The sequence below is a fragment of the Aureispira sp. CCB-QB1 genome (assembly GCF_000724545.1).
Lineage (GTDB): Bacteria > Bacteroidota > Bacteroidia > Chitinophagales > Saprospiraceae > Aureispira.
Map to the genome: position 1 here is coordinate 1 of NZ_JHBV01000004.1, position 25,855 is coordinate 25,855.

Sequence of the window (25,855 nt, forward strand, 5' to 3'; positions counted from 1 at the left end):
TACCTTTTTCACACTACTTTCTTGTATTTATACTTTTTTTTCACTTTTTTGTTTACAGTTTTAATGTACGATAATGTCTAATAGCTAGGAACTTAAAGAAGCTGTTTGGACAACCGTTCAAGCAGCTTTTTTATAAGATCGTACCGACTTCTACCAGCCCTTTGAGCAATTGCCCTTTTTGCCTTTTCCAAAAACGAATATCTGCAACAATAGAGCGAATACCAATGCGTTGCAGACCTGTGTTATTCTTATCCCAATAATCGTAATATACTTGCGTGCTATTGATACAAAGTGCTCGTATGTCTTTTGTCTTTATAGCTAGTTGGTCACAAACAATGAATTACAAGGCTTTCCACTGTTTTACTTTTACTCGTTTGACAATTAAATCAATCACTTCCAAAATAAGCTCGTTGGTCAATTCGGTACTTTTATTAGCTTGCGGTTGTAAAAAAACTTCTAAGATACTTTCTGTTACCAAAGTAATCATAGGCTGGTTATCAGCAGCACTTAGGTCCGTAATTAATTGATCAACAACACCAAAAACAATTTGGCTGGTTGCTGTATTTAACGTTTCTTGTATTTGAGCACCAACGATGGGTATTCGTTTGATTTGTTGTACTTCGGGATTGTTGATAACCGTATTTTCAACCGTCTTGACCACATATTTTTCTAATAGTTTTTGATATTGAGGATACTTTGCACGAATTCCTTCTTGTAGTGTTTGCCCAATGAGTTCCGCAATTTCTTTTTGGCGGGGTTGCAGTACTTGGCTCAAAATAGCTTCATTGAGCGGTTGTCCTCGATTGATTTCGCTTTTCGTTTGACTAAGTACCTTAATAACGACTCGATCTGATATTTCTTCAATAGCAATATTATAATAATAGGTCAATGTTGTAAACAGCGCATAATTATTCAAGTCGATGACTTGCCAACGATGTAGACGATATGTCAAGCCAATAATTCTAAATAAACGCAAAATACGGAAGGAACTGGTCGGGAAACAACCTAAGACATCATACCAATGAATGAATGGATAAAAGAACCACTTAGCATAGACTTTTTGTTGTATGGCTATTAGCCAACGAACAGAAAATTCGACAATAAAAATGCTGACAATGATACCATCATAAAAGTAAAAATCTTCATGAATAGATTCATAAAAAGGTAGAATAGGGTCTACTATTTTTTTGACCATATTGGTATTATACAAAGCGTCAAACATCAACCACGCTAAATCAAATACAGTTAGACCCAACATCAGCAAGTCGGTCATAACTGACAGCCAATTTAAAGGACTTTTGATATTTTGAAAGCGTGGCAACATCATTTTTTATTCTTTGCGTTCTAATACACGGAAGGTGTAATCATAGGGATTTTTAGCATCTTTAGGATGGCTTATGCTACTGATTTCTTTCCAATGTTGGTCATTGATTTCAGGGAAAAAAACATCGGCATCTTCTACTTCAATGTCAATTTCCGTTAAATAAAGTTTTGTTGATAAAGGCAGACCTCTACGGTAAATTTCTCCTCCACCAATGATAAAAGCTTCCTCTGCTTCCCGTTCTTGTGCTACCGCCAAAGCAGCACCAATGGAATGCACTAGAATACAACCCTCGATATAAAATTCAGGATTGCGACTGACAATAATATTGGTTCTATTGGGGAGTGGCTTCCCGATTGATTCAAAGCACTTTCGTCCCATAATAATAGGATGCCCTGTCGTTACTTTTTTAAAGTATTTAAGGTCGGCAGGAAGGTACCAAGGAATATCATTTCCTCGACCGATTTCTCGATTGTTGCCCATTCCTACAATAGTTGATACTCTCATAGATTTAATCCCTTTTGTTGTAGAACGTTTTGTAAACTACTGCTTAAATACATAACCACGTACTATAAATGATATTTTCTTTTGTTTGATGCAATAGCTTTGTGGTAAACAGTATTTTATAAACGGTTTTTTTTTGTTTTTGTTGGTAACAATAAAAAATATATAAGCTTGTTTGTCAATAATAAGGAAACTTTGCTTGTTAGCCAACTCTCCTTTGAAGTAAATTAATTCTATAAATAAGGACTTTTAAAATAGTGGCTTGCTAATTGGTTATTCTATAGTAAAAGCCAATACATTCTATTAGAATTAATTAGCACTTATATTTAATCAGTAGATGACGATTAAGATTTTTTGAAACTGATAACTTTTTTTGATAAACAGTATTAACTAATAAGAGCAACACTCATCTCACTTTTGGGTGAACGTTGCTTGCTTCTAGTAAATGGTAGTTAACTACCCCAAATTATGCTTATTTATACAATAAAAAACACCTTTAATATATTGAAGTAAAAGCCAATTTAAAAAATTGTTGTAACACAAAAAAGAAATGAAATTGAATTATGGTTGTCAATAATGCTTAGAAGTATAAACAAGTTTTTCTGTACTTTTACTTAGTTAACATAGCGTACGGATGTTAAAGGCAAAGCTGAGTGAAAAAGCTATAGAAAGCAGGATAGAAAATAAGTACTTGGATACAGCAATAAAGAAAAAGAGTTTCTTAGAAGAATAAAAAAGGCTAACGTGTTTCTACAAACTCGATTCTAAAAAAGGACTTATTGAGCAGATACTTTTTTACAAGAGTGAAGTTGCTTACCAAAACTCATTAAGTAAAATTTGGAAGAGGGGACAAAATTTAGAGAGGAATATTACGACTCTATGGTGATGGATGTTGTTAAGGTAAAGTGTCTTTAAGAAGTAATCCACTTTTTGTAGATCCTAAATTTTAGCAACAACTTTTCAAGGGGGTGTTGGTGTAAGTGAGAAGCAAAAAATTAGGCGACCTGATATTATCAGGTCGCCTTTTTATAGTTTCTATCTAATTTATAGTATTAATCTGGTTTTTGGTAGGTTTTGGTGTATGCTATATATTTAGCAACTTCTTCTTTTACAACAGGAGCCAAAATTAATAGTCCAATAACATTAGGGAATACCATAGCAAAAATCATGGCATCTGAAAAACCAATAACAGAGTCTAAACTAGCAGCGGCACCAATAACAACAAAAGTACAGAATAGTAATTTATAAATAATATCTGCTCTTTTGCTTTTCCCAAATAAAAACTTCCATGCTTGTAGTCCGTAATAAGACCAAGATAGCATCGTTGAAAATGCAAATAATACAACCGCAACGGTTAGTATGTACTCGGCACCAGGCAATGAAGATGAGAACGCAGCAGAAGTGGCACTAACGCCATCCGCTTTTTGACCATAAACCATAAACTGCCCCTCAATATTGGTAATAATTAATACTAAAGCAGTCATTGTACAAATAATAACAGTATCAATAAACGGCTCTAATAGAGCAACCATGCCTTCTGATGCTGGATGAGATGTACGAACAGCAGAGTGAGCAATAGCGGCAGAACCAACTCCTGCTTCGTTAGAGAATGCTGCACGTTGAAAGCCTTGAATCAAAACTCCAATAATACCTCCGGCAATAGCAGTGGGAGCAAAAGCACCTTCTAAGATCAATCCAAAAGCAGTAGGAATTAAGCCAATATTCATAAATAGCACAATAAGAGCTGCGCCAACATACAATACAGCCATAAAAGGAACGACCTTTTCGGTTACTTGACCTATTCTTTTGATTCCTCCAATAATTACAATACCCACCAAAAAGGCGACAATCAATCCAAAAATTGTTTTAGCACTCATAGGAATAGCCGAAGCATCTCCATAAATAACATTTAAAAACTGAATAGCAGCTTGATTGGCTTGGAACATATTTCCACCACCAAAAGAACCACCAATACACATAATGGCAAAGAAAACAGCAAATACTTTACCCAAAGCACCTAGACCTTTTTCTTCTAAACCTTTCTTCAAGTAATACATTGGTCCCCCATGTACCGTTCCGTCTTGATCAATTTCTCTGTATTTGACCCCTAATGTACATTCTGCAAATTTAGAAGACATCCCTAAGATACCTGCCAAGATCATCCAAAAGGTAGCTCCAGGTCCGCCAACACTCAATGCAACAGCTACACTAGCAATATTACCTAGTCCTACGGTTGCCGAAAGTGCTGCTGTTAAAGCTTGAAAAGGCGTTACTTCACCATCTGCACTTTCATCTCGAATGGTATCGGGCATATCATCAATAATATCTTGTCGAACATTATCATTAGGGACAATTACTTCTGTAGTAGCATCAGGGTTATAATAATCACCACGAACTGTTCGAATGGCTAGAGGCAAATGTTTGATATTAGGAAAACCAAAGTAGATTGTAAAAAACAAAGCACCAAGGATTAGAACGATTAAAACGATTGGAATTCCTACGTTATTGCCTAGAGGAATAGAGAAGAAAATGATACTCTGTACAAGGTTAGAGAAAGGCGTAAATGCCTCATCGATTTGTTGGTCAATGCCTTTAGCGGCGGGTTCTTGGCAAAATGCAAGGATAGGAGTTAGGATAGCAAGAAGGGATAGAATGAATCGTTGTTTTATGAAGCTAATCTTTGATTTCATTGGTATGATGTCTGTTTTTTTTAGCATTATTAATTTAGTATTATTGTAATGTTATTGCACAATATACTAAAAATGTCAGGGAATCTCCAAAAGAGACTGTAGGTATGTACATTGCCCTTAAGGTTTTAGAACGCTTAAAGGTACTCTATAGGCACCTAAAACAACAAACGCTTTCTTGGATTAAGAAAGCGTTTGTCTAATAATTATAGTTGAAACTTATCGTTAAAACTCTTGATTAGTTCGTGGGTCGTTGTATCCGTATTGTAAACAGAATACCAACCTTGATATTCATGAGGTGGGTCCCCAATTAAATCGTCTCCAGCTTCATAAACAGACCTAGGCACACGAGGGCGACCTTCTCCTCCCCAAGCCCAGAAATTAATTCCTTGATAAGGACTACCTTCATTGATGTTTTTTTCTAAATACTCAAACATAAACTTAAAATAAGAATCTCGTTGTTGAACCGTAGAACTAGCATCATAACTCTCTGCATCTCTAGCAATTCCAAATTCTTCCAAAACCACAGGCATATTCATTTCTTTGGCAATTTCTATATGCTTATCTAAATAAGCAATGGCTTTCTTTTGAGCAGTTTCTAAAGTAGGAACCTTGTGAGGATCATACCACCCCCAGTTTTGTATCCAAATATGCGCTGTTAAATAATCAATTCCCATAGAATGGTTTTTGATGAAGTTTTTGCGACGGTTTCCAAATAAAGATTCTGACATGATGCCTTCGCTTCCTGTCGAAATCAAATGATTGGGATCCATTTTGCGAATGAACTTTGTCGTTTGACGAATCCAGTTTCTATAAGCACTAATTTTGACACCACATTTAGGTTCATTGGCCAATTGCCAAGCCATTATTGTTGGGTCATCCTTATAAGGTTTGCCCGTCACGGTGTTGGTACGTTCTACGATTTTTTTGACGTGAGCCTTAAACCAATTTTTAGCACGTGTATTGGAATAAAAACGGAAAGTATAATCCATATAAATACCCCAAGAAACGCCTCCGTCTAAAGAAGGATATGGAATGGGGGAATTGTCTAACCATGATAAATACTGTGCAAATCCACCCGACCAATGCCAGAAATTGCCCAAGACGAGAACACCATAAATATTACGTTTTTCCATTTCTGCTAACAGAAAATCCAAGCCTTCAAGAATATCTTCGTTGTATTCAAAAGGTTTGATCATCAAAGGAGGTTGAACACGATATTTTTCTTCTCCAGGACCTTCCGAACCAACCATAATACGCAGATTATTGCAACCAATTTCTTGCAATTTATCCAATTCTTTGATCAAGCGTTCTCTTTTGGAAGGAACACCTAAGTGCATCCCGTACCAAAAATTAGTTCCAATAAAACGATAAGGCTTACCATCTATTTTGAATTCTGTTCCATCTACAGATACAAACCCTTTAGGAGGGGTGGGATTGGCAAGAGGGATATTCGCTTCTGATTTTGGAAAGAACGATGAAAAAAAAGCAGCCATTAGAATAATTGATAATTGTTTCATATAGTTATTTGATATTTTTAATCCTAGTCGATAATTCAGCCAATTGATCACTAAAGACCAGCCAAAATTAGAGGATGAATTTTATAATAACAATTTAAGAAGTTTATTTTGTAATTTATAAGATTAGATGGTGTAGCGAATGAAAGGCATATAAATAAGCATCCTTTGTAGCTTGCAAAGCTATTTATAGATAGTTGTACCCTCCGATTCATTCGTGAACCTGTTTGTTACCAAAACAGCAATTATACCAAAAAAAAGAGCAATAGGGGAATTTAACAGTTGTTAAGATAGAGAGGGAGAAAAAGAGCGGCATAAAAAAAGCCCATTTAGCATAGCTAAATAGGCTTATCATAGGTTAAGAGTGGGTTGAAAAATGAGGGTATGGGAGGTTTAGTAGGGTAGAATATTTTTTATAATAGTCAGCAGTTGCCTAAATTAGGTGAACTTATTTGATCAATACTTTTTGAGCTGTGGTTGTGCCAGCAACAGTGTGCTGTAAAAAATAAGCACCTGTACTCAATTCGCTAACATCAATGGTTTTGGAAGTACCTTGCATACGTCCAGTCCAAATTACTTGTCCATTTATATTAAATAGAGTCAACTGTGCTTCTTGCGCTTCTGTTTGTTGAATGTTTAAGATATCGGTTGCAGGGGTAGGAAAAACAGACCAATCAAAACTTTCAACAACTTCTACTAATGTTTTGGTCGCCTTTTTTGCTGGTTTTTCTGTTGTTTCGTTTTGGGTAGCAACAATTGCTGGTTCTATTTTTTCGATAGCATCAGAAATAGCTTCAACGGGTAAAGAAAGTTCTGTAACCAATAGAGGTGCAACAACAGGTGCTTCTTTTTGTTCTTTTAAAGGATTGATTTGAATGTCAAAACAATTGAAATGATTCCAAGCGGTTTCCATACCTCTACCTTCAATTAAATCGACCTCAGAAACACTTTCAGGCAAACGCTCAAAATGTACTTCACACTCAAAGTAAGTAGTTTCTTTTTTAGAATCAGCATTCATATATACAGTTTCGGCAACCTCTTTATATTTTAATCGATTGTTTCGGCGAACGTTATAGACACCAATAAGGTCATATTCTTTGTCATTGATTTTGTCTTTTAAAAACCATGGATGAGCGCCCTCGGGAGAATATAGCCAAATAGAAGTATAAGAACTTGCTTTGTAACGGAAGTGAAAAATGGTACGATCTTTTTGATATTCTACTTTATCAAGTATGCATTGGTCATTGAACTGTTCGTAAGTAGGCTTGTTGTCTGTTCGGTTAGCTTCTAGAGTTGGAGCTTGTGAAACGTGTTGAGCATTCGTGTTGAGGGCAAGTAATAAAAATAAAAAACTGCTCAGAGAAAAAAGTAAATGCTTTTTCATAATAATGGTGGTTTAGATGGATCAATAGTTAGCAGCGTAGCTAACTACTAATGAATAGGATATATTATATTCTAATATCGAAGAAAAGAAGGGTAGGGTTCGTTTTCAATGATTTTAGGGTTGGGTATTAAGGTTACTATATGGTTAGATGCAAATGCTATGTATTTTGGTGTGTTTAATAATTGCAATCTTATTTAAAGTTCTGATAGACAGTTGTAAATTCGATTGTTTGTATTGATTAATACGAGAATTCTAAAAAAGTTACACCTAGTGGAGAAGTTTTTGAAAAAAAATTAACCAAAAGACGCTTTGCACAAAAAAAGCTATCTTTGCAATTAATTTTTAACTAGAACAGCAACACTCTTGGCAGGTATTTATATTCATATTCCATTTTGCAAGCAAGCATGTCACTATTGCAATTTTCACTTCTCGACTTCTTTAAAGCAAAAAGATATCTTGTTAGAAGCTATTCATAAAGAATTAAAAGCGCGAAAAGAAGAATTGGCAGGTCAAACGGTCGAAACAGTTTACTGGGGAGGGGGGACCCCTTCTCTGTTATCGACCGCCGAAATTTCTGAAATGTGGGATGTTATTACCAAAAACTACACCCTAAAGGATGATTTAGAGCTTACTTTGGAAGCCAATCCAGATGACTTGACACCTGCTTATCTGAATGCATTAATCAAAACCCCGATTAATCGTTTTAGCATTGGCATACAATCTTTTTTTGACGAAGATTTGGCGTTTATGAATCGGGCGCACAATGCAAGCCATGCCTATACTTGTATTCAGGCAGCTCAAGATGCAGGTTTTGATAACTTGACAATCGATCTAATTTATGGCACTCCAACGACTAGTCATGAGCGATGGAAAGCAAATCTAAACAAGGCTTTTGAGCTATCAATCCCTCATATTTCTTGTTATGCATTGACGGTAGAACCTAAAACTGCCTTAGCACATTTTGTAAAAACAGGAAAGGCTGCCAATATAGATGACGATCATACGGCAGAACAATTTGAAATTTTACTAAGTGAAATGGAAAGGAATGGATATGAACAATACGAAATTTCTAACTTCTGCTTGCCCAATAAATATGCAAAACATAATTCAAATTATTGGACAGGAAAACATTACTTAGGCATTGGTCCTGCCGCTCATTCATTTAATGGCAGGACTCGACGTTGGAATATTGCTAATAATGCACAATATATTAATGCATTAAAAAATGATACCACTTACTGGGAAACCGAAGTATTGACAGCAGAAAATCAGTTCAATGAGTATATTATGACGGCTCTAAGAACAAAATGGGGGGTGTCTGCTCGTCATTTGGAGGGATGGGGAGGCAATACAAGAACTTGGTTTGAGAAAGAAGCAATGATTTTTGTGCGCCAAGGATTAATGACAAAACGAGGTGAGGTTTATACCTTAACCGCCAAAGGAAAGATTGTCTCAGATTCGATTATTGCTGACTTGTTTTTGGATTAAGTATGTGATGCTGTCCTTGTTTTGATGCCAAGAGTGGGAGAGATCTTTTTTTGTTAAAATAGACAATAATAAGTAATCGTTCATAAAAATTTATAGGCAAAAAGAATTACATTTTTGACTATATTTTTTTCTGCCCACTTACTTAGCAACCAAAACTTTTATATAGATAAAAGTATACATTTTGTGTCTGCTGCTCCAAACAAGTTTCAAACTATTTATTAGATGTTTTATAATATGCGAATATTCATTGGATAATACTCCGATGATACTACGTAGTAATGCATTGAATTAACAGAAATATGGAAAAAATACTTTTATTTCTAATGTTTTTTTTGTTTATTTACTAGAACGTCTAACTCAATGTAATAAATTGGGGGTATTCCAAAACCATTTTGTTGAGAAGGATTTCTATTAACCCTTTAGTAATTTACTTCGTCAAAATTTAAAACTCACTAAAAATGGCTTGATTACATCCATAGATGGATAGAACAAGTTACAAGTAAAGTGCTCATGAACCTAAGATGCCTTAATCTAAATATTCCCCTATTTAAGATTGGTCTTACAAGCAGTGCAGCTCATTAAGCAAATGATATTTTAAAATAAGTAAACAGAAAAAGCATAGCTAAAGAATAGCCTTATTTTTTAGCGTTAATCAGCTGATCGAAGAGAAAAAAGGACAAGCTCTGTAGCTGATATAATTTTTTCTGAAGGATTACTTACTACCAACTCTGATAAATGCAATGGTTGGTGGAATGAATAGATAAAGCTGCCTGTTCATGATTACTGTATTAATAATAGTAGTAGTTCGTTGACTACTTTGCGAGCGCTTTGTTACTCCCTATAGTCGTGAGTTCGCTGCGCTCGGTTCGCTTTTAGTTCGCTGCGCTGCGACTGCGTGGTTTCAACGAACTATTGTAATAGAGTATTAGAAGATAAACCACGAAGTACTAAAACAACGTAATACATGAAAAAAGAATTAGAAGCTTTTGTAGTAGAATGCCAAACCTACATCAAAGAATTTCAGAAAAAAGCAAATTACACCCAACAGCAGAAAGATTATTTTGATGTCATTCAGAGCTTGATAAAAACATTGACCAAACATCAAAAAAAGCAAAAATTTGATCGGCAATTTGTAGAAGTTACAATTCCAGCTTATGAAGAAGGATTAACATTTTCTATTTCAGGACCAGAATCGACAGGTTATCATCAGCATCCCTGTGATGAAGTAGAATTTAAAAAAGGCATATATTCAAGAATATTATTACTAAACAATGCCTCCTCAGGGGAATATAGCGTTACAATTCACAACAATCATTTTAAAATGCTTGGGAAAAAGTCTTTTGTGAAAAAAGCAGGAACGCAAGTAGTTTTGAGAATTAGAGCCGAAAACTTATCTAAAAAATACGAAGAAGTTCATTTGGATATGAATGTGTATATGAAAGAAGTACATTCTTTGACCATTATTTCTTCTTCTAATAAAGAGGTGAAACGGATGGATAACCTCAACTTGTTAAAGGGAAAGTCTGTCAATTTTAAATTGGATCGATCAAATCCATCGGATACCTATAAGGTCGTTGTGAAAGGGCTTTCTTATGATGATAAGTTGTTGACTAAGGTTGATTTTGGACAAATTACAGAAGGCAAGTTCTTAACTATTACGGTTGCCAATCTTAATGCTCCCGCTCCCTCATCCAAAAATCATTACGATTTTAAAGTCAATGCAGAATTTGAGGTCAAAACAATTAGTATTGTCGAAAAGGGAAATTCTAAAAATGAAATTGCTTCAGCTTCTTATTTGGCATTAAAAAGCGACACAAATCTCTTGAATCATTCTACCGAGGGACCAATAGAAGGCGTCTTTTATTTATTGGAAGTGCAAGGAGTTGATGATAAGGATGTCATCTATTTTGACATTCCTTCCTTGACCTCTTCTAGTAAGGTAAATGTAAATGTGGCTATTGTAGCTGATCTCGTAAAAAAGTTGGATTGGGATAAAGATGTGAAAGAAGTAATTGAAAAGTTATACAATGATGAATGGATTTCACATGGGAGAAAGTACTTTAATAGAAAAGCTAAAGCTTATTTAAACAGCAATGGTAGTTCTAGCTTTGGTGATATGCTTAATTTAGGTTTGGCTGGAACGCTATTATATAGCGGAATGGCTCCATTTTCTGCCTTTACATTGATTTCTTTAAACATTCTTAAAAAGGCGCTGAATGATGCAGTCCGAGCAGAGAAAGAAATGCAATTAAATAGAATAGAAGATTCTGTTGACAAAATATTTGATGCTCAGATGAGAGATTTTAGAGAAGGTAAATCTATAAAAGTTGTTAGCGAAATTAAGAAAGGTTTGTACAAAAAGTATGGCGGTATTTTTATGACAACGGCTGAAATTAGGGATTGTATTAAATCAAATAATACACAAATTATACATTCTAGTAAAATCGAAAAGACAATAGATGACTGTTTTAAAAAGTAATCAAAAAATAGGGCGTTTGGGGCTTTTACTTTTTTGTTGTATTCTATTGGGGTGCAAAAATAAAAAAGAGAAGGTCTCAATGCCAATCTATACTGGTTTTGAATCAATCAAACAGGTACAAGATATTTTCATTTTTAAAAAAGATGATAAGTATGGTTTGGCAAACGCTTCTTCTAAAGTGGTCGTTCTTGAACCAGTGTATAGTGCCATGGAGGTTTTGATTACAGAAGAAAAACACCCGACTCAAGGTTTGGAGTTGCCAATTACCTTAGTTAAGTGCCAAAAAGAGGGGAAGTGGGCAGTAGGCACTTTGGGAGGGGATTTATTGTTTGACTATGATGCTATTTTGTTAGAAAAGAAAAATACAATCCCTTGTCAAAAAGGGGGCAAATGGGGAACATTGTCTTTTTGGGGGGCGACAATGCTTCCTTGTATTTATGACAGTTTAGATGTTTTGGAAAATGGAGTGGGGGTGCAATCCAATGGAAAATGGGGCGTTGTCAACTTTCAAAATGAACAAGTACTGCCAACAAAGTATGATAAGGTTTGGACATTAGATACAGCTACTTACATGGTACTTCATGGAGGTCGTTATCAGTTGATGAAAAAAGACAGTGTTTTTTCTGAATTCAAAGGGAGAGATTTATTGATTTTGAACGAAAATTTATTTGTTTTTGAGACAGAAGGAGGAGTAACTAAATTAATGAATCGTGAGGGAGATACTATTTTGACCAATAAAGGAGATTTGGACTTTAAACAACTGGCAGATAATAATACCTTAATAAAGATCAATAACAAGTGGGGAGGGCTATCTGCTAACGGGACAAAATGGATTCTGCCAATCTATGATTCTATTCAAACTATAAATAATACTTACTTTGGATTGAAAGATGGGGAATGGGGATTTATTATCAACGATTCTTTTGTTGTTGATCATTATGGTTTTATGGAAAATGAAATGAAAGCCGCTAAGATTCCTGATAGTCTATTCGTGGTGCCAAATGGTTTACTGTCCGTTAATGCCAATAGTGATAATAGATGGGGAGGATATCGTTCAAAGGTTGGTTTACTAGATTTAGTTTCGTATGATTGGGCGTTTCCTCCCTTATTGGAAGCAGTTCAAGCATTCCAAGAAGAAAAAGTCTATGCATTGGTTTATAACTATACCGCTAAGATTGACAACCAAGAGGGAATTTTAAGACCTGCTTTAAGTTCTGCTCCTTATTATTATCATTTTATCCCTAAAGAGTATCACGTTTCTAACCCCATACTGGCATCAACGAGTTGTTTGGGACTTCAAGAGAATGCTAAGTTCTTTTTGCTTGATAAGCATGGGAAAAAACTATCCGAACCGATATACAATGGGGTTGGGTTTAGTATAAACGATAAAGGGTATATGGCTTTGCTGAAGGGCGATAAGTGGGGATGTATGGATGCTAAAGGAAATGAGATTTTAGGTTTTGAATATGAAAAGATACAGATCCTACCAAATGGTATAATCGAATGTATAACAGCAAATAATCAGGTGAAATATTGGTACGAAGGCAAAGAGTTGCCTTCTTTGGTTGGAGATTATTTTGCAACAATAGGAATAGAAAAAACTAGAACAGCGCAAAGACATGTATCAAAATTCTAAAAATGATGTTATGTTTTATTTTCCTGAATCCATGCGAACGATTTTAGGATAAAATGGAGCAACAATATCTACTAGTTCTTGTTGTGCTTGCATGACTGTATGAATGTCTTTGTAAGCGAAAGGGGCTTCATCTAATCTCGCACCAATTAATTCTACTTGGTTGCTTTTTAAAACTTCTCGGAGCATTTTTTTAGTGAAGGACTCTTTGGCTTTTCGTCTAGAAAAAGCGCGACCAGCACCATGAGAAGCCGAGTTGATGGATTGCGGATTGCCTAACCCTCGAACAATAAAAGCAGGAGCAGTCATAGAGCCAGGAATAATACCCCAAGCGCCTTTGTGTGCGGGGGTAGCTCCTTTCCGATGTACAAAAACCGCAGAGCCATCTGCTAGTTGTTCCTTCCAGGCAAAGTTATGATGGTTTTCAATTTGATGCAATTGTTTGATACCTAATGCTTTTTGAATGCGACGATGAATATGATGGTGGCATGCAGAAGCATAGTCACCAGCCAGATTCATGGCAATCCAATACTCTTGTCCTTCTTGTTCATTCATATGCAACCATGATAAATGAGCCGTAGACTTAGGCAAATTGCGTTTTTTCATAGCAATATTGGTATAAGTATTGGCTATTTTAGCACCCAAACCTCTTGAACCTGAATGGCTCAACAAGGCTAGATAGTTGCCAATTGGCAAATTCAAGTCATTATTCGCTTCCTTAATTTCAACCCAACCAAATTCCACAAAATGATTGCCCCCACCAGAAGAACCAATTTGTTGATAAGCTTTGTCAATTAAAGAACGCAACAAACCGATTTCTTTAAATTCAGATCGATCAAAAATAGCATCGTTTCTCTTGTTGTCATCAAACGTAGTTTTACCAAATCTAGAATTGTCTTGAATAATTCTTTTTAACTGAGAGGTATTGTCCTTGATATAACTCCCTTGAGCATCAAAGATACTCAAACACATTCGACAACCAATATCAACCCCAACTCCGTAAGGAATAATAGCATCTTTAGTAGCCAAAACGCCACCAATAGGCAATCCATAACCATAATGCGCATCTGGCATTAAAGCACCATCGGCTGTAATAGGAAGGCTCATGGCTTGTTTCATTTGCTCTTTGGCACTCTCGTCGATTCCATTAGCACCATAAATAGTAAAAGGCTTATCAGAAAAAGCATAGTTTTCGACTTTTGCTTGTTCGTCCAATAGCTTGATGGCTACAGGTCCTAAGACAGTATGTTGCGTATAATCCTTGGGTTGCTGTGCGACTTGTTGAAGCAACTCCAATTTTTCTTTTTTGGAAGTATGCTTATAACCTTTGCCAACAAGTAACATTGCCAAACTTCTAATAGCAGTATCTTGGTAACCTATAGCTACTAAATCTTTTCCTCTAAGTTTTTCTTTTTTCATAACCTGTAATTCCTTGACAATATCGTGTTGGTTAAAACAACTACCACACTATAAATGCCATAACTATCTTTATATAAGATAGAATGGTTTTAAAATAGAAGTGTACGTTTTGCATTGATTATCTAAACTCTATCTTGCTGTACTAAGTTCCAAAAAGTCAATTTATTTTAAGGATTGGCAATAGGCGGAGGGAGATGCACACCTTGTTGTTCTAGAAAAGTGTGGACTTCTACTAATATTCGAGCAGCTTCTTTGGGGAATTCAATAGTAATTGGGACAGGTTCAGTTACTCGATTATTGTACAGATGAAAGACCAAAAAATCATTGTTAGTAGATAAATGAACTTTATTAATGGCCCTTATGGGATGTGTAATTTGGGTATAACCTAGATGATAAAATTTATAAGTAAGTTCTTGGTCGGTTAGAGATAAAAAACAGTCTGTTCCGATGGGGACACTAAGTATTGTTTTGTATAGAAGATAACAGAAGGGAAGATTAGCATAGAAAGCACCATGAAGAAAATATTTCAATGAAATCAATTTAAGACTAAAATAGAGTGCAATCCAAATTACAGTTAATAAAAAAAAGCCCAATGTCAGAAGCCAACCTGTACGCTTATTGGTACAGACGATACTAAAAGAACTATCGTCCTGATATGTTTCGATGTCTGAATTCCAGTGTCTAGTCTTCATGCTTGAGTTTGGATGCGTTGGTTGTTTGTTTCTTATTATAAGGAATATTATAAAATTGGGGGATGGAGCCAGTATACATATAGGCAGGGAGTATTAATACTTGGTTGATCTTGTCTAAATGAGGTACCTTATGTTCTTCAGAAAAAAAGATTTTTTGTATAGGAGATTCCCATCTTATTACGTTGAGCGGTTTGCGTTTCTGCTTGGGATAAAAAGTAATTTGACGAAGTTCCAATTTAATTTGTCGATACCCTATGATATACTCTTTAATAAAAAGACCGATAAAAAGAAAAAATCCACAGGTTAGCCAAAAGTGCAAAACATAGGGTGTGATGTAAATGTTTATCCAAATTAGTTTATCTAGAAATGCTACAGAGGAATATATTTCTTTTATTAAGAGTATTGATATACATGATGTTATGTACATTCCGAATCCTAGAGCTCCCATATAAAATGGAAATGCATCCCAGATTGGGCGATACGATAGAGTAATAATAGTATGTGGTTGCCAATTCTCTGTGCTCATAAATACACTTAGCTTTTCATATACCGATCAAATCGCTTGAACCACTGCCCAAACGTACTTTTCTCCATACTACTTCCAAAGGCAATAAAATAATCTTCCCAAGTATTGGCATCAATGCTGTTGAACCAAACTACAAAGTCATAAATAAAAGTTCCAACTTCAATAACCGTCAAGATCGCATTGACACCAGGCATTAACCGAGCCAAAGGCTTCGCATATTTTAGTGCTTTGGTCAACTTGCTAACTGGACCGGCTACTTTTTTATAGACCTTTTCGGCTGTTTCATTCAATAAATCAGCGGCCTTATTTTTAATAGATTTATCCTTCCAATTATGATCTTCTAGTAGTTCATACGCCTCTTGCGCCGTATTTTGGAATTCACCAGCTGCTTTTTTTAGTCGGTCTAAATCCTTTTTGTCAACCGCATCTGCTAATTGATCTGCCTTTTTTACTAAATCTTTATTTTTTTCTTGAATTTGACGAAGTCTCTTATTGTCTTTTTCCAAGGAAGGCTTGTCCACATCATCAGGTGTGGGGGACGTTTTTTTACCATCTACTTTAGGCTTAGCTTTAGGAGGATTGATGGTAACATTAAAGCCAATGCTAATACTAATATTACAGGCTGCAAAATCAACACCAGGGAAATTAAAGTCACTACCAAGACTATCCATTAATTTGACACAATTGATAGCTCCTTGAAAGCGGATCGAAATAGGATTAAATTTGGAACGATTTTTTATTTTTTGAACCGTACCAGTTTTCTTTTCATTTCCATTTTCATCTATTGTTACATCACTCTCTGATAGACCTGGGGTAAAGCTATATTTGGCAACATCTGTTTTTAACGTTAATAATACAAACCCCAAATCCAAGGTAAGCCCTTTGCTAAATAATGTAGTAGAACCAGCGCCCATAGATGGCATTTTGGAGCGAAGCATTTTGAGGTTGATACTGCTTTTTAGAACCTGTTCAAAATCAACAATAAAACCATTTAGAAATTTTTCTTGATTGGTAATTGTAATAGGATCAATTAAGGCAAGTTTGCCACTAATCTGACCTTTTCCTCCAGTAAAATTAACGTATTTTCCATTAAAATGATCTGGAATTAAGGGAAATTCATAAACATCTATTTTGAGTTGGCTAGGAGCTGTTTTGATATCATTAGCTGAATCAAGCCATGATTTTTTGCCTTTGAAAATTTTATCAAAAGAAACGTGTAAATTATTGGCCTTAGTACTCCAACCATTAGCAGAAAGGACTTTTATTTCTTTTAACAAAGCCTCTTTCGCAGAATTTTGATAAGCGGTTGCTAAAAGGTTGAGATCATATTTTCCCTTTCCAAATATTTTTTCCCATTCCCCCTGCATTCTACTATTAACAGTAACAGCAGAAACATTATCTACATTCGCCACATAGTATTTGTCAAAAACTTGAAGGACGTCCCATAACTTTTTACGGCTTAACCCATCGGCTACATAATTCTTAGCAACAACATCTGTCAATGCTTGACGAATATCAGCACTACAAGCAGAAGTATCAATAAGTTGGAATAAATCATCGGCAGAATTAACAGGAACCGTATAGTCAGCCACCATTTCTTCTCCAAAACCAGCAGCATCTGCTTTTTGTTTGAGTTGAGTCGTGATGGTTTCTAATTGAGCCAGTTGAATTGCTTCTCCTTCCGATAAGGTATGGCCACTATTTTTGATTTTATGAATGCTGGCAAGCATTTCTTGATAAATAGCAATAATTTTATACTTATTCATGGTAACCTAATTTAGGGATTACTTTTGACAATTTATGTTACAATAGACTTAGATTACAACAAAGAATCTAAATATTTTAATGCTTTTTCTGCTTGTATTTTTAGCGAATTTAATTTCTCAAACTCTTTATCTAGTACGTGCAGTGATTTTTTGAGATCATCTGTTTGTTCTTGAGACGAGTCAGTATTATCTATCTCAATATCTACAACATTACTAGCCATCAAAGCTTGTTTGATTTTAGCTGCAATGCGTTTGAGTTTTGGATATTCTGAACGAACGGTTTGAATATCTTTTTGATACAGTGTTTGCGTTTTTTCATTTACTTCATCAAACTTATTCAAAAAACTTGCGGCACTTTTTAGGCAAACTTTGGCAATTTTAAAATGTTGATTGGTGTAAGCACTATCCAAGGTTTCTTTATGACTAACCAAGGGCAAAACACGATCTTGCAAAACTTTTCTGGATTTAAGATAATTGTTTTTTACCAACTTGATGGCTTGCGTATTATTTTCTGTATCGGCTAATTTTAACAACTCCGTTTCACCAACATTAACCTGATCTAAAGCGGCATCTAAAAAAGGAAGCTTTTTGTCGTGAAAATGTGGTGTTATAGCTGCTTTTGCCCACAACTTTTTACCTGCTTTAGAGATTCGGTCAGGCTTCCCTTTTCCTGCATTAATTGCAATGTGCATTTTGGTACCACTGTCCGTTGTTTCAAAAAAACATTTCCCTTTGGCAAAGCCAACTTGAGCTTTATTCTTTTTAAAAAAGTTTGCCAAATCTCCCACAAAAGCTCCCATTAAAATAAGAGCCGATTCTTTGCCATCAGCAAATTTGTGGTTGCCACAAATAACAGCGTCCAATTCACCGAGTTTTGCAGCCCGCAAAATTTCTTTTTTTAGAAACTTAGCATAAGTTTCAAAATCCATCTCTAGAATTTCATGAATTTTCTTTTTGTGTTTGAATGGCATGGTTACTGTTTCAGAATTTTAAATTAATTTTAGCTAGAAAAACAAACAGCAATAATACAAAAAAATACCCAAAAAAGCAAGGGTTTTTCTTAATAGCCTTATTTAATTTATAGAGAATTGTATTATTCTATAGCGAGATAGTAGTTCCATAAAAAACAAAAGGATTAGGGATTTTTGGTTGGAAAAACAAAAAATCAAGGAAGTACTTGTTATCTTTGATAAGTAATACCTTGGGAGATGCTTGGGCAAAAATAATTGGCGTTTTTTATAACATTGTTTTGTAGCACGTAGTAGCAGCGCCATTAACTACAAACGAAACATACTAATTATCAATAATGACAATGAAAAAATATCTGTTGCATCCTTATTTTAGAATAATATTGGTGGCAACTATCGTACTACTTTTGTTGAACAGTTGTGAATATGGACTGGAGCAAGGTAATGTGGCTCAAAATCCTACGGTCACAGCGAACAAAAATACTGCACCTGAAACAGCTGATGATCATGGAACCAATGGCGCATCAAGAAATGAGTCGATCGAAGAACCTTCCGTTCCTGTTGCGCCCAAAGAATTTACCGAAAGAGATTTGAAGTTTAAAGGAAAGCCAATTGTTATTACACGACACGCTCGTTGCCGAATGGGATGCCGAGAAATTGATGCTTTTGAAATTCAAGAAGTGATTGATCAAGATCATATTAATTATAAAAAGACAAGACCAGCGCAGCCTGGAAAATGCCCATCTATTGCTTATGAGGGGACAACTAGAGATCAGCAACATGTGCGTGTTATTGTTGGGGATTGTGAGCGTGATCCTATTATTATCACTGTAATTGACTTGGGAAATAAATACAATTGTACTTGTGATTAAGCTTAAAAAATGGATACGATAATAGAATGGTTTCATCGATTTTCTGATGGACTAACAGAAACAGAAAGCAAAGCTTTAACAACTTTTGTGTTGGTGATTCTTTTGTGGGTAATACAACGAATTGTGACACGCTCTATTATGAAACTACAGAGCGATTTAGCGGTTCGTTATACTTGGCGAAAGAGTGCAACGTATGGTATTTATGTAATTGGAATTATTGGTATTGCCTTAGTTTGGGCGAATCACTTTGGTGATTTTGCTACTTATTTGGGGTTGCTATCCGCAGGTCTAGCAATTGCTTTTCAAGACCCTATTGTCAACATGGCAGGATGGTATTTTATCTTGGTACAAAAGCCATTTAAGGTAGGAGATCGGATTCAAGTCGAGAATCAAATTGGTGATGTTGTAGACATCAACTTGTTTCAGTTTTCGATTGTAGAAGTTGGCAATTGGGTAGGAGACGAGCAAAGTACAGGTCGGATTATACACATTCCTAATTCTAAAATTTTTAAAGCTCCTTTGGCAAATTACAATGAGGGGTTGGATTACATTTGGAATGAAATTCAGGTTTTGGTGACATTCGAAAGCAATTGGAGAAAGTGCAAAGAGGTATTGCAGGAAACATTGAACGAACACGCACCTAAGGTCAGTGAGCATGCTAGAAAAGAACTACAGTCAGCTTCTGGACAGTATTTGATTTATTATCATAAGGTAACACCAATTGTTTATACAAGTGTCGAAGCTAGTGGTGTTTTGTTAACAATGCGTTATTTGTGCGAGCCCAAACGACGACGAAATACGACAAGCTATTTGTGGGAAAAAATCTTAGATCAATTTAACGATCCAGCCAATGTTGATATGGATTTCGCTTATCCTACTCGACGAGCAGTTACGACTGGAGATGGTGTAAAAGCAGCTACAGGCGATTGATGTTACTAAAATGATTGAAAATTGAAACAGAAACCTGTGATTTTTGAAACGTTTAGAATCGTTAGTTTTAACAAAATAAAAACAAAAGAGATGAATTATAATTCTTTGGAGCGTCGTTTTTTTGTTTAATTTGTTTTTCTTAAAAAGAATCTTTTTGTTTGAATAATAAACCTACTTTTATTCTTCTCGACTCTTAAATGATTGCCCAACAGTTCTTGTATTAAAAATGACTATTTTGCTCGCTCTCAATCTTATAAAACAATAGATAATCATTATTGGTAATCATAGGTTTTTCATTTCTTATATCGTGTGCCTTTGATACACTGCGATAGCCAACAAAATTAGGATGTTTTTATACGTAATAATGCTTTTGTGTTTTTTATTTAGAAACTAAAAAGACCTTCTTTGATGTTGACTAATTAGTGTTATTGCTATTGGGATTAGCTGTATAGAACCTAATAATAACCTAGCTGGAATGTACGTTAAACTAGGTGTAAAATTATTTTGTGATACAGTTGTTTTGTGTTGATTTAGATTTGTAAAATATCAAAAAAACAATGCTATAGGATAGTGAGAGAAGTAAACGTAGACTACAATCTACAAATTACCAAATAAATATAAAATAAAATGATTGATATTGCTTTATTAAGCGAATTTTGTAAAATCCCTGCTGCACCTGGCTTTGAGCAGCGATTGCGAGCTGTAATAATGGAAATGATTGCTCCTTTAGTGGATGAGGTGTCTACCGACGCAATGGGAAATGTATATGCAGTGAAAAAGGGAACGAAGAAGGGGAAAGATGCCAAAAAGGTAATGATTGGAGCGCATATGGATGAAATTGGCTTCATTGTAACGCATATAGAAGAAGGTGGGTTCATTCGTTTTCACACCTTAGGAGGGTTTGATCCCAAAACTTTGACCGCTCAACGTGTTATTATCCACGGAAAGAAAGACATTGTAGGTTGTATGGGGTGTAAACCTATTCACTTGTTAAGTGCTGCTGAACGAGGTAAGCCATTGGGAATTAAAGATTATTTCATTGATACAGGAATGACACAAGAAGAAGTGGAGTTGTTGGTTAGTGTTGGTGATCCAATTACTAGAGAGCGAGAGTTGATAGAAATGGGAAATTGTGTTAATTCAAAATCTTTGGACAATCGTTTGGCTGTTTATATGCTTTACGAAACTTTGAGAGAATTAAAAGATACTCCTGTCCCATACGATGTATACGGCGTATTTACGGTACAAGAAGAAGTAGGAATTAGGGGGGCTAATGTTGCTGCTCAACAGGTTAATCCTGATTTTGGATTTGGAATTGATGTAACGATTGCTTTTGATGTGCCTGGTTCACAAGCACATGAACGCATTACTTCTTTGGGTAAGGGCTGTGCTATTAAAATCATGGATAGCTCGACAATTTGCGACTATAGAATGGTTAATTTTATGAAGCAAACGGCTGATAATTACAAAATTCAATGGCAACCTGAAGTGTTAACAGGAGGAGGAACCGATACGGCTGGTATTCAACGTAGAGGAATTAATGGCGCCATCGCAGGATGTGTTTCTATTCCTTGTCGGAATGTGCATCAAGTTATTGAAATGGCGGATAAAAGCGATATTCGAAATGGTATTGATTTGCTTAAAAAATGCCTCCTAGAAATGGATCAATACGATTGGAGTTTTAGATAAACTATTTCCGTCATTGTTTAGGCGCTAAAAATAATGTAGCAGTATTTTGCTGCCTTTTTGAAAATATAAGATATTAGGTTGGTTGTTAGTTGTTCTATGTTTGTAAATTACAAATAAAGATACTAATAACCAACCTACTGTTTTTTTAGAGGGTGATTTGACTTGAATGGCTGCGACTTTACAATTTTGCTACCAACTCATGTAAGACAGTTCGATCTATGACGTGTTTGCCTTCGAACCAAATCATTTCAAATTGAATGCCTTGTTGTTGAGTAAACATATCATGCATCTGAATTTTTTCGGCACTTAAATACTCGTCTTCCTTTCCATAGACAACATACAGCTTCTTTTGCGCCAAGTAATCTTTCATAGGCAAATAGCTTAAATCCGTAGGAAAGGCAGCACCCCACAAAATAAGATTATGAAAGAAAGGTCGATTGCGTTCTATCCAACGCACGACAGTTGCCCCTCCTTGCGAAAAGCCCAGAATGTTAATCTCTACGTTTTCAGGAAGTTGGTTTTTGTATTTGTAATAAAGATGTTCTATATAATTACAATAATCCTCAATTTCAGACAAACGATCTGCTTTGGTCATCCAAGAAGCTCCTACGCTGCCCTTCTTTTCGTTCCAATAAAAGCGAGAAAATCCTTCGGGGGCAACGATAAAACAATCGTCTCCTAATTGATTGAATTTATGAATGATTTGGCTGGCCAACTGACCATAACCATGACAGACAATAAAAAACTTCTTCGTAGAGGAAGAAGGAGTTCCTAAGGTGTAATAATGAGCGGTTTTAGGAAATTTGATTTGGTGTGATTGCATAACAAAAGAGTTTTTTGACTTTTACACGAAAAAACTATATTTTGGGTGGAATTAGAAATAATTATAAAATTATTTTTTTGAACAATAGTTCGTTGAAAAACTTTATTAGTTTGATAATCAATTAGTCGTGAATTTGTTGCGTTTTGTGTTAAAGGCTTAATTATCAAACTAATATAAACGTGTTTTTTTATCTTTTTGGTGAAAAAGTAAAAAATCAACGAACTACTATTTGAATACATTGCTTTAAAAAATTATTGCTTTGTAAGTCATGGAATTATGCTTGTTTCGTTTTTGTGCTTTATTGGACAAAAGAACCAATACAACTAATTTTAGAGCTTACAACTTGTGATGGAAGGAGAGCAATAAAAATCAACAGTACACTTTCAATATTACAACCTATCTAATGGCTAAAAATAACAATACTAAAAAAGCAAAGGAATCCAATGGAGGTTCTTCAACAAATACAAATAGCTTGTTAGCTCGATTTGGAAAGCATCTTATAGCCTATTTTGTTTTGATTGCAGCAACAATGTTGTATTTAAAACCAGTGGCTTTTGATGGTATGTCTTTGCAACAACATGATAACGTTCAGGCAGTGTATCAACAGAAAGAAATTAACGATTATCAAGAAACGCAAGGCTCTGTTATTCGGTGGACGAACCATATGTTTGGTGGGATGCCAACGGCTATGATGAAAAGCAATAATTATAATTATGCTGGAACTTATGTGGGCAAAGTGATTACTGTGTTTACGCAAAAAAGCGAACTTAGGACGCTTTTTCTAATTATGATTTGCGGATACATAGGTCTTGTGCTAGTGGGCGTCAATTGGGTCTTGAGTCTGTGTTTGTCTATTATGCTAGGCTTTTTTACAGCCAATACGTTATATATTGCCGCAGGACATACTGGAAAAATGGATGTTTTGGCCATTACCCCAGTTATTGTAGGAGCATTTATTTGTGCTTACCGTAAAAATATGTTGTTAGGAACAACCTTTTTTACAATAGGCATCAGTTATAGCATTATGAGAAATCACGTGCAAATGACTTACTACACCTATTTCGCACTAGGAATTATAGGGCTTTTGTTTTTAATTGACGCTATCAAAAAACAACAAATTCCTCATTTTGGTAAGTTTGCTTTAAGTATGCTTGTGGGAACTTTGTTGGGAGTCGCCTCCAACTTAGGAAGCTTATGGGCTATTTATGAATATGGTCAAGCTTCTACACGAGGAAAGTCAGAGCTGACTGTAAAGAAAGAGGCACCTGTTGCTGATCCAAGAAATAAAGCAGAAAAACCAAATGCATCGAGCGGTTTGCCTTACGATTATGTCTTTGGATTGAGTATGGAAAAAATGGAAGTTGCTAGTTTGATGTTTCCAAATTTCCACGGTGGAACACAAGGAAAATCATTTTATTCTGACCCAAAATCAGAGACTTATGCTGCCTTTAACAATCCTGCCATACAACAAGAGTTAATAGCTGCTGCTAGAAAGAATGGCATCAAGGATCCCAATCAATTTATGAATCAATTGATCAATCAGTATACTCGACAATATCGAGGAAGTCAAACTATGAGTGGCGGTCCTATCTATTATGGTGTGGTCACTTGCCTATTGCTTTTCTTAGCTTTATTACTATTACAAGGCGCAGTGAAATGGGCTTTTGTGGGCACATTTGCATTTTTTATCCTGTTAGCATGGGGAAAACATTTTGCTGCTTTTAATGATTTGATGTATTACTATTTCCCATTGTACTCTAAGTTTAGAGATACCAAGATGACACTTTTAGTTGCTCAGCCTATCGTAATTTTGGCAATAGGGTTAGGTTTGATGAAATTAGTGCGTTTTAATGCAGAAGAATATGCTAATACTTGGTCAGCTAAAGTGTTGCCAAAGATAAAGCAAACCGTATCTAAAGAAGGTTATGTTTTGTTAGCTGGTTTGATTGGTTTGGGGATTTGTGTATTGGCTTATCTATATCTAAGTATGGGAGCAATATCAGCACCTACCGATGCTGGTTTGGCAATGATTAGCCCTAAGTTGGTTGCTGCATTAGAAGCTGACCGAGCAGCATTGGCAAAAGCAGATGTTTTGAGAGCAATTGGGTTTATTTTGGTAACAACAGGCATTTTATACGCTTATGCGAAAGAAAAATTATCTATAGAAATTGCTGGAATTGTAGTCGCCTTAGTTGCTGTTATAGACTTAGGAATGATAAATTCTGATTATTTGAATGAGAATAGTTATACGGCAAAAAATTATCAAGTAGCCAGTAAAGAACAAGTACTTCAAAAATCAGATCGTGATATCTTAAAAGATAAGTCCATTTATAAGGTGGTCGATTATTCTAGAGGAGCGCCTAGTCAGACGGCGGCTACTTCAGGGATTCATAAAAGTTTAGGAGGGTATTCTGCGGCTAAGCCTTTGTTGTATCAAGAATTTTGGAATTATTATCAATTGGATAATGGAAATGTTGCCCTAAAACAACACAGCAATTTGATGAACATGATGAATGTGAAATACATCATTGTGAGTCCTGACCGATTTATGGATAATCCAACTGCTTTAGGAAATGTTTGGTTTGTACAAAATATTCAACAAGTCAAAAATGCCGATGCAGAATTAGCTGCTTTGGATGATCTAAATCCTACATTGAATGCTGTTGTACAAGAAAAATATGCAGATTATGTAAAGGGTTTAGAAACCGATTATCAAGCAGGAGATAAGATTAGCTTAAAATCATATCATCCTGATACAATGGTGTATCAGTCCGAAACTGCTAAAGATCGATTTGCTGTTTTCTCTGAAATGTATTATCCCAAAGGTTGGAATGTGTATATAGATGGGGAAAAAGTGGCTCCTTTCATCAAGACAAACTATATCCTTAGAGGGCTAAAAATTCCAGCAGGTAAGCATGAAATCAAAATGATTTATGAGCCCCAATCTGTATTGCTAGGAGCTACTATTGGAACCATTGCTTCTGTTGTCATTTTATTGTTGCTTTTAGCAACGGTAATAAAAGTTGTAATAGCTAAGAAAACAGAATCGCCAACAGCAGCATAGGTATCAAAATTAAGTAGGAAAATTTGTATAACTATTAAAGGTTATGCATGTAAAACTTATAAGGGAATAGTTGTTGAAGGAAGCTTGTCTTTT

Annotated in this window: 18 protein-coding genes; 7 read left to right on the forward strand and 11 right to left on the reverse strand. The window is 35.4% G+C overall.

Features of this window, described 5'->3' with window-relative positions; translation table 11 throughout:
• Positions 1-340: 340 nt before the first annotated feature.
• The 5 genes from CG11_RS00925 to CG11_RS00945 all read right to left on the reverse strand — a co-directional run bounded on the left by CG11_RS00925 (position 341) and on the right by CG11_RS00945 (position 7,413).
• Positions 341-1,327 (reverse strand): hypothetical protein, encoded by a 987-nt coding sequence (locus CG11_RS00925; protein WP_052592191.1) that lies wholly within the window; start codon positions 1,325-1,327, stop codon positions 341-343.
• Positions 1,328-1,330: 3 nt separating this feature from the next.
• Complete coding sequence (locus CG11_RS00930) at positions 1,331-1,828, reverse strand: dihydrofolate reductase (RefSeq protein WP_052592193.1); 498 nt, start codon at positions 1,826-1,828, stop codon at positions 1,331-1,333.
• A gap of 1,049 nt (positions 1,829-2,877) precedes the next feature.
• Positions 2,878-4,515, reverse strand: coding sequence for a sodium:alanine symporter family protein (locus CG11_RS00935; protein ID WP_052592357.1), 1,638 nt, complete (start codon positions 4,513-4,515; stop codon positions 2,878-2,880).
• A gap of 203 nt (positions 4,516-4,718) precedes the next feature.
• Entirely contained in the window at positions 4,719-6,032 is a 1,314-nt protein-coding gene (locus CG11_RS00940) for a cellulase family glycosylhydrolase (RefSeq protein WP_052592196.1), read from the reverse strand.
• Between the two features lie 445 nt (positions 6,033-6,477).
• Positions 6,478-7,413, reverse strand: a complete 936-nt coding sequence (locus CG11_RS00945) for a T9SS type A sorting domain-containing protein (RefSeq protein ID WP_052592197.1) — start codon at positions 7,411-7,413, stop codon at positions 6,478-6,480.
• Positions 7,414-7,776: 363 nt separating this feature from the next.
• Between CG11_RS00945 and hemW the strand changes: the two genes are divergently transcribed.
• From hemW to CG11_RS00960, 3 genes are all read left to right on the forward strand, one after another.
• Positions 7,777-8,901 (forward strand): radical SAM family heme chaperone HemW, encoded by a 1,125-nt coding sequence (gene hemW, locus CG11_RS00950; protein WP_052592199.1) that lies wholly within the window; start codon positions 7,777-7,779, stop codon positions 8,899-8,901.
• A 964-nt stretch (positions 8,902-9,865) separates the two neighbouring features.
• A complete protein-coding gene (locus CG11_RS00955; RefSeq protein ID WP_052592201.1) occupies positions 9,866-11,380 on the forward strand; it encodes a hypothetical protein in 1,515 nt (504 codons plus the stop codon).
• Positions 11,361-13,016, forward strand: a complete 1,656-nt coding sequence (locus CG11_RS00960; RefSeq protein ID WP_052592203.1) for a WG repeat-containing protein — start codon at positions 11,361-11,363, stop codon at positions 13,014-13,016. The genes CG11_RS00955 and CG11_RS00960 overlap by 20 nt, the downstream gene beginning before the upstream one ends.
• Before the next feature lie 15 nt (positions 13,017-13,031).
• Here the strand turns inward: CG11_RS00960 and CG11_RS00965 are convergent, their stop codons facing one another.
• From CG11_RS00965 to CG11_RS00985, 5 genes are all read right to left on the reverse strand, one after another.
• Positions 13,032-14,432, reverse strand: a complete 1,401-nt coding sequence (locus tag CG11_RS00965) for an RtcB family protein (protein WP_052592206.1) — start codon at positions 14,430-14,432, stop codon at positions 13,032-13,034.
• A gap of 167 nt (positions 14,433-14,599) precedes the next feature.
• The gene (locus tag CG11_RS00970; protein WP_052592208.1) at positions 14,600-15,124 is read right to left on the reverse strand and encodes a hypothetical protein; all 525 of its coding nucleotides are present in this window, start codon (positions 15,122-15,124) and stop codon (positions 14,600-14,602) included.
• Positions 15,114-15,650, reverse strand: coding sequence for a hypothetical protein (locus tag CG11_RS00975; protein ID WP_052592210.1), 537 nt, complete (start codon positions 15,648-15,650; stop codon positions 15,114-15,116). The genes CG11_RS00970 and CG11_RS00975 overlap by 11 nt, the downstream gene beginning before the upstream one ends.
• Positions 15,651-15,658: 8 nt before the next feature.
• Positions 15,659-17,416 carry a hypothetical protein gene (locus tag CG11_RS00980; protein WP_052592212.1) on the reverse strand — a complete coding sequence of 586 codons (1,758 nt, stop codon included), beginning with the start codon at positions 17,414-17,416 and terminating at the stop codon, positions 15,659-15,661.
• Positions 17,417-17,469: 53 nt separating this feature from the next.
• Positions 17,470-18,387 (reverse strand): hypothetical protein, encoded by a 918-nt coding sequence (locus tag CG11_RS00985; RefSeq protein ID WP_052592213.1) that lies wholly within the window; start codon positions 18,385-18,387, stop codon positions 17,470-17,472.
• Between the two features lie 341 nt (positions 18,388-18,728).
• On the opposite strand from CG11_RS00985, the gene CG11_RS00990 reads away from it, so the two are divergent.
• The 3 genes from CG11_RS00990 (at position 18,729) to CG11_RS01000 (ending at position 21,875) form a co-directional block, all read left to right on the forward strand.
• The gene (locus CG11_RS00990) at positions 18,729-19,256 is read left to right on the forward strand and encodes a DUF4258 domain-containing protein (RefSeq protein ID WP_052592215.1); all 528 of its coding nucleotides are present in this window, start codon (positions 18,729-18,731) and stop codon (positions 19,254-19,256) included.
• Positions 19,257-19,265: 9 nt separating this feature from the next.
• The gene (locus tag CG11_RS00995; protein ID WP_052592217.1) at positions 19,266-20,186 is read left to right on the forward strand and encodes a mechanosensitive ion channel family protein; all 921 of its coding nucleotides are present in this window, start codon (positions 19,266-19,268) and stop codon (positions 20,184-20,186) included.
• Positions 20,187-20,813: 627 nt separating this feature from the next.
• Complete coding sequence (locus CG11_RS01000) at positions 20,814-21,875, forward strand: M42 family metallopeptidase (RefSeq protein WP_052592219.1); 1,062 nt, start codon at positions 20,814-20,816, stop codon at positions 21,873-21,875.
• Positions 21,876-22,053: 178 nt separating this feature from the next.
• Here the strand turns inward: CG11_RS01000 and CG11_RS01005 are convergent, their stop codons facing one another.
• The gene (locus CG11_RS01005; RefSeq protein ID WP_052592221.1) at positions 22,054-22,698 is read right to left on the reverse strand and encodes an alpha/beta hydrolase; all 645 of its coding nucleotides are present in this window, start codon (positions 22,696-22,698) and stop codon (positions 22,054-22,056) included.
• A gap of 403 nt (positions 22,699-23,101) precedes the next feature.
• Between CG11_RS01005 and CG11_RS01010 the strand changes: the two genes are divergently transcribed.
• On the forward strand, positions 23,102-25,762 hold the full coding sequence (locus CG11_RS01010) for a hypothetical protein (RefSeq protein ID WP_052592223.1): 2,661 nt from the start codon (positions 23,102-23,104) through the stop codon (positions 25,760-25,762).
• Positions 25,763-25,855: the final 93 nt, after the last annotated feature.

Coding starts and splice junctions, on each gene's coding strand:
- CG11_RS00925 (WP_052592191.1), bottom strand. CDS start 1,327: ATGATGTTGCCACGCTTTCAAAATATCAAAAGTCCTTTAAATTGGCTG.
- CG11_RS00930 (WP_052592193.1), bottom strand. CDS start 1,828: ATGAGAGTATCAACTATTGTAGGAATGGGCAACAATCGAGAAATCGGT.
- CG11_RS00935 (WP_052592357.1), bottom strand. CDS start 4,515: ATGAAATCAAAGATTAGCTTCATAAAACAACGATTCATTCTATCCCTT.
- CG11_RS00940 (WP_052592196.1), bottom strand. CDS start 6,032: ATGAAACAATTATCAATTATTCTAATGGCTGCTTTTTTTTCATCGTTC.
- CG11_RS00945 (WP_052592197.1), bottom strand. CDS start 7,413: ATGAAAAAGCATTTACTTTTTTCTCTGAGCAGTTTTTTATTTTTATTA.
- CG11_RS00955 (WP_052592201.1), top strand. CDS start 9,866: ATGAAAAAAGAATTAGAAGCTTTTGTAGTAGAATGCCAAACCTACATC.
- CG11_RS00960 (WP_052592203.1), top strand. CDS start 11,361: ATGACTGTTTTAAAAAGTAATCAAAAAATAGGGCGTTTGGGGCTTTTA.
- CG11_RS00965 (WP_052592206.1), bottom strand. CDS start 14,432: ATGAAAAAAGAAAAACTTAGAGGAAAAGATTTAGTAGCTATAGGTTAC.
- CG11_RS00970 (WP_052592208.1), bottom strand. CDS start 15,124: ATGAAGACTAGACACTGGAATTCAGACATCGAAACATATCAGGACGAT.
- CG11_RS00975 (WP_052592210.1), bottom strand. CDS start 15,650: ATGAGCACAGAGAATTGGCAACCACATACTATTATTACTCTATCGTAT.
- CG11_RS00980 (WP_052592212.1), bottom strand. CDS start 17,416: ATGAATAAGTATAAAATTATTGCTATTTATCAAGAAATGCTTGCCAGC.
- CG11_RS00985 (WP_052592213.1), bottom strand. CDS start 18,387: ATGCCATTCAAACACAAAAAGAAAATTCATGAAATTCTAGAGATGGAT.
- CG11_RS00990 (WP_052592215.1), top strand. CDS start 18,729: ATGAAAAAATATCTGTTGCATCCTTATTTTAGAATAATATTGGTGGCA.
- CG11_RS00995 (WP_052592217.1), top strand. CDS start 19,266: ATGGATACGATAATAGAATGGTTTCATCGATTTTCTGATGGACTAACA.
- CG11_RS01000 (WP_052592219.1), top strand. CDS start 20,814: ATGATTGATATTGCTTTATTAAGCGAATTTTGTAAAATCCCTGCTGCA.
- CG11_RS01005 (WP_052592221.1), bottom strand. CDS start 22,698: ATGCAATCACACCAAATCAAATTTCCTAAAACCGCTCATTATTACACC.
- CG11_RS01010 (WP_052592223.1), top strand. CDS start 23,102: ATGGCTAAAAATAACAATACTAAAAAAGCAAAGGAATCCAATGGAGGT.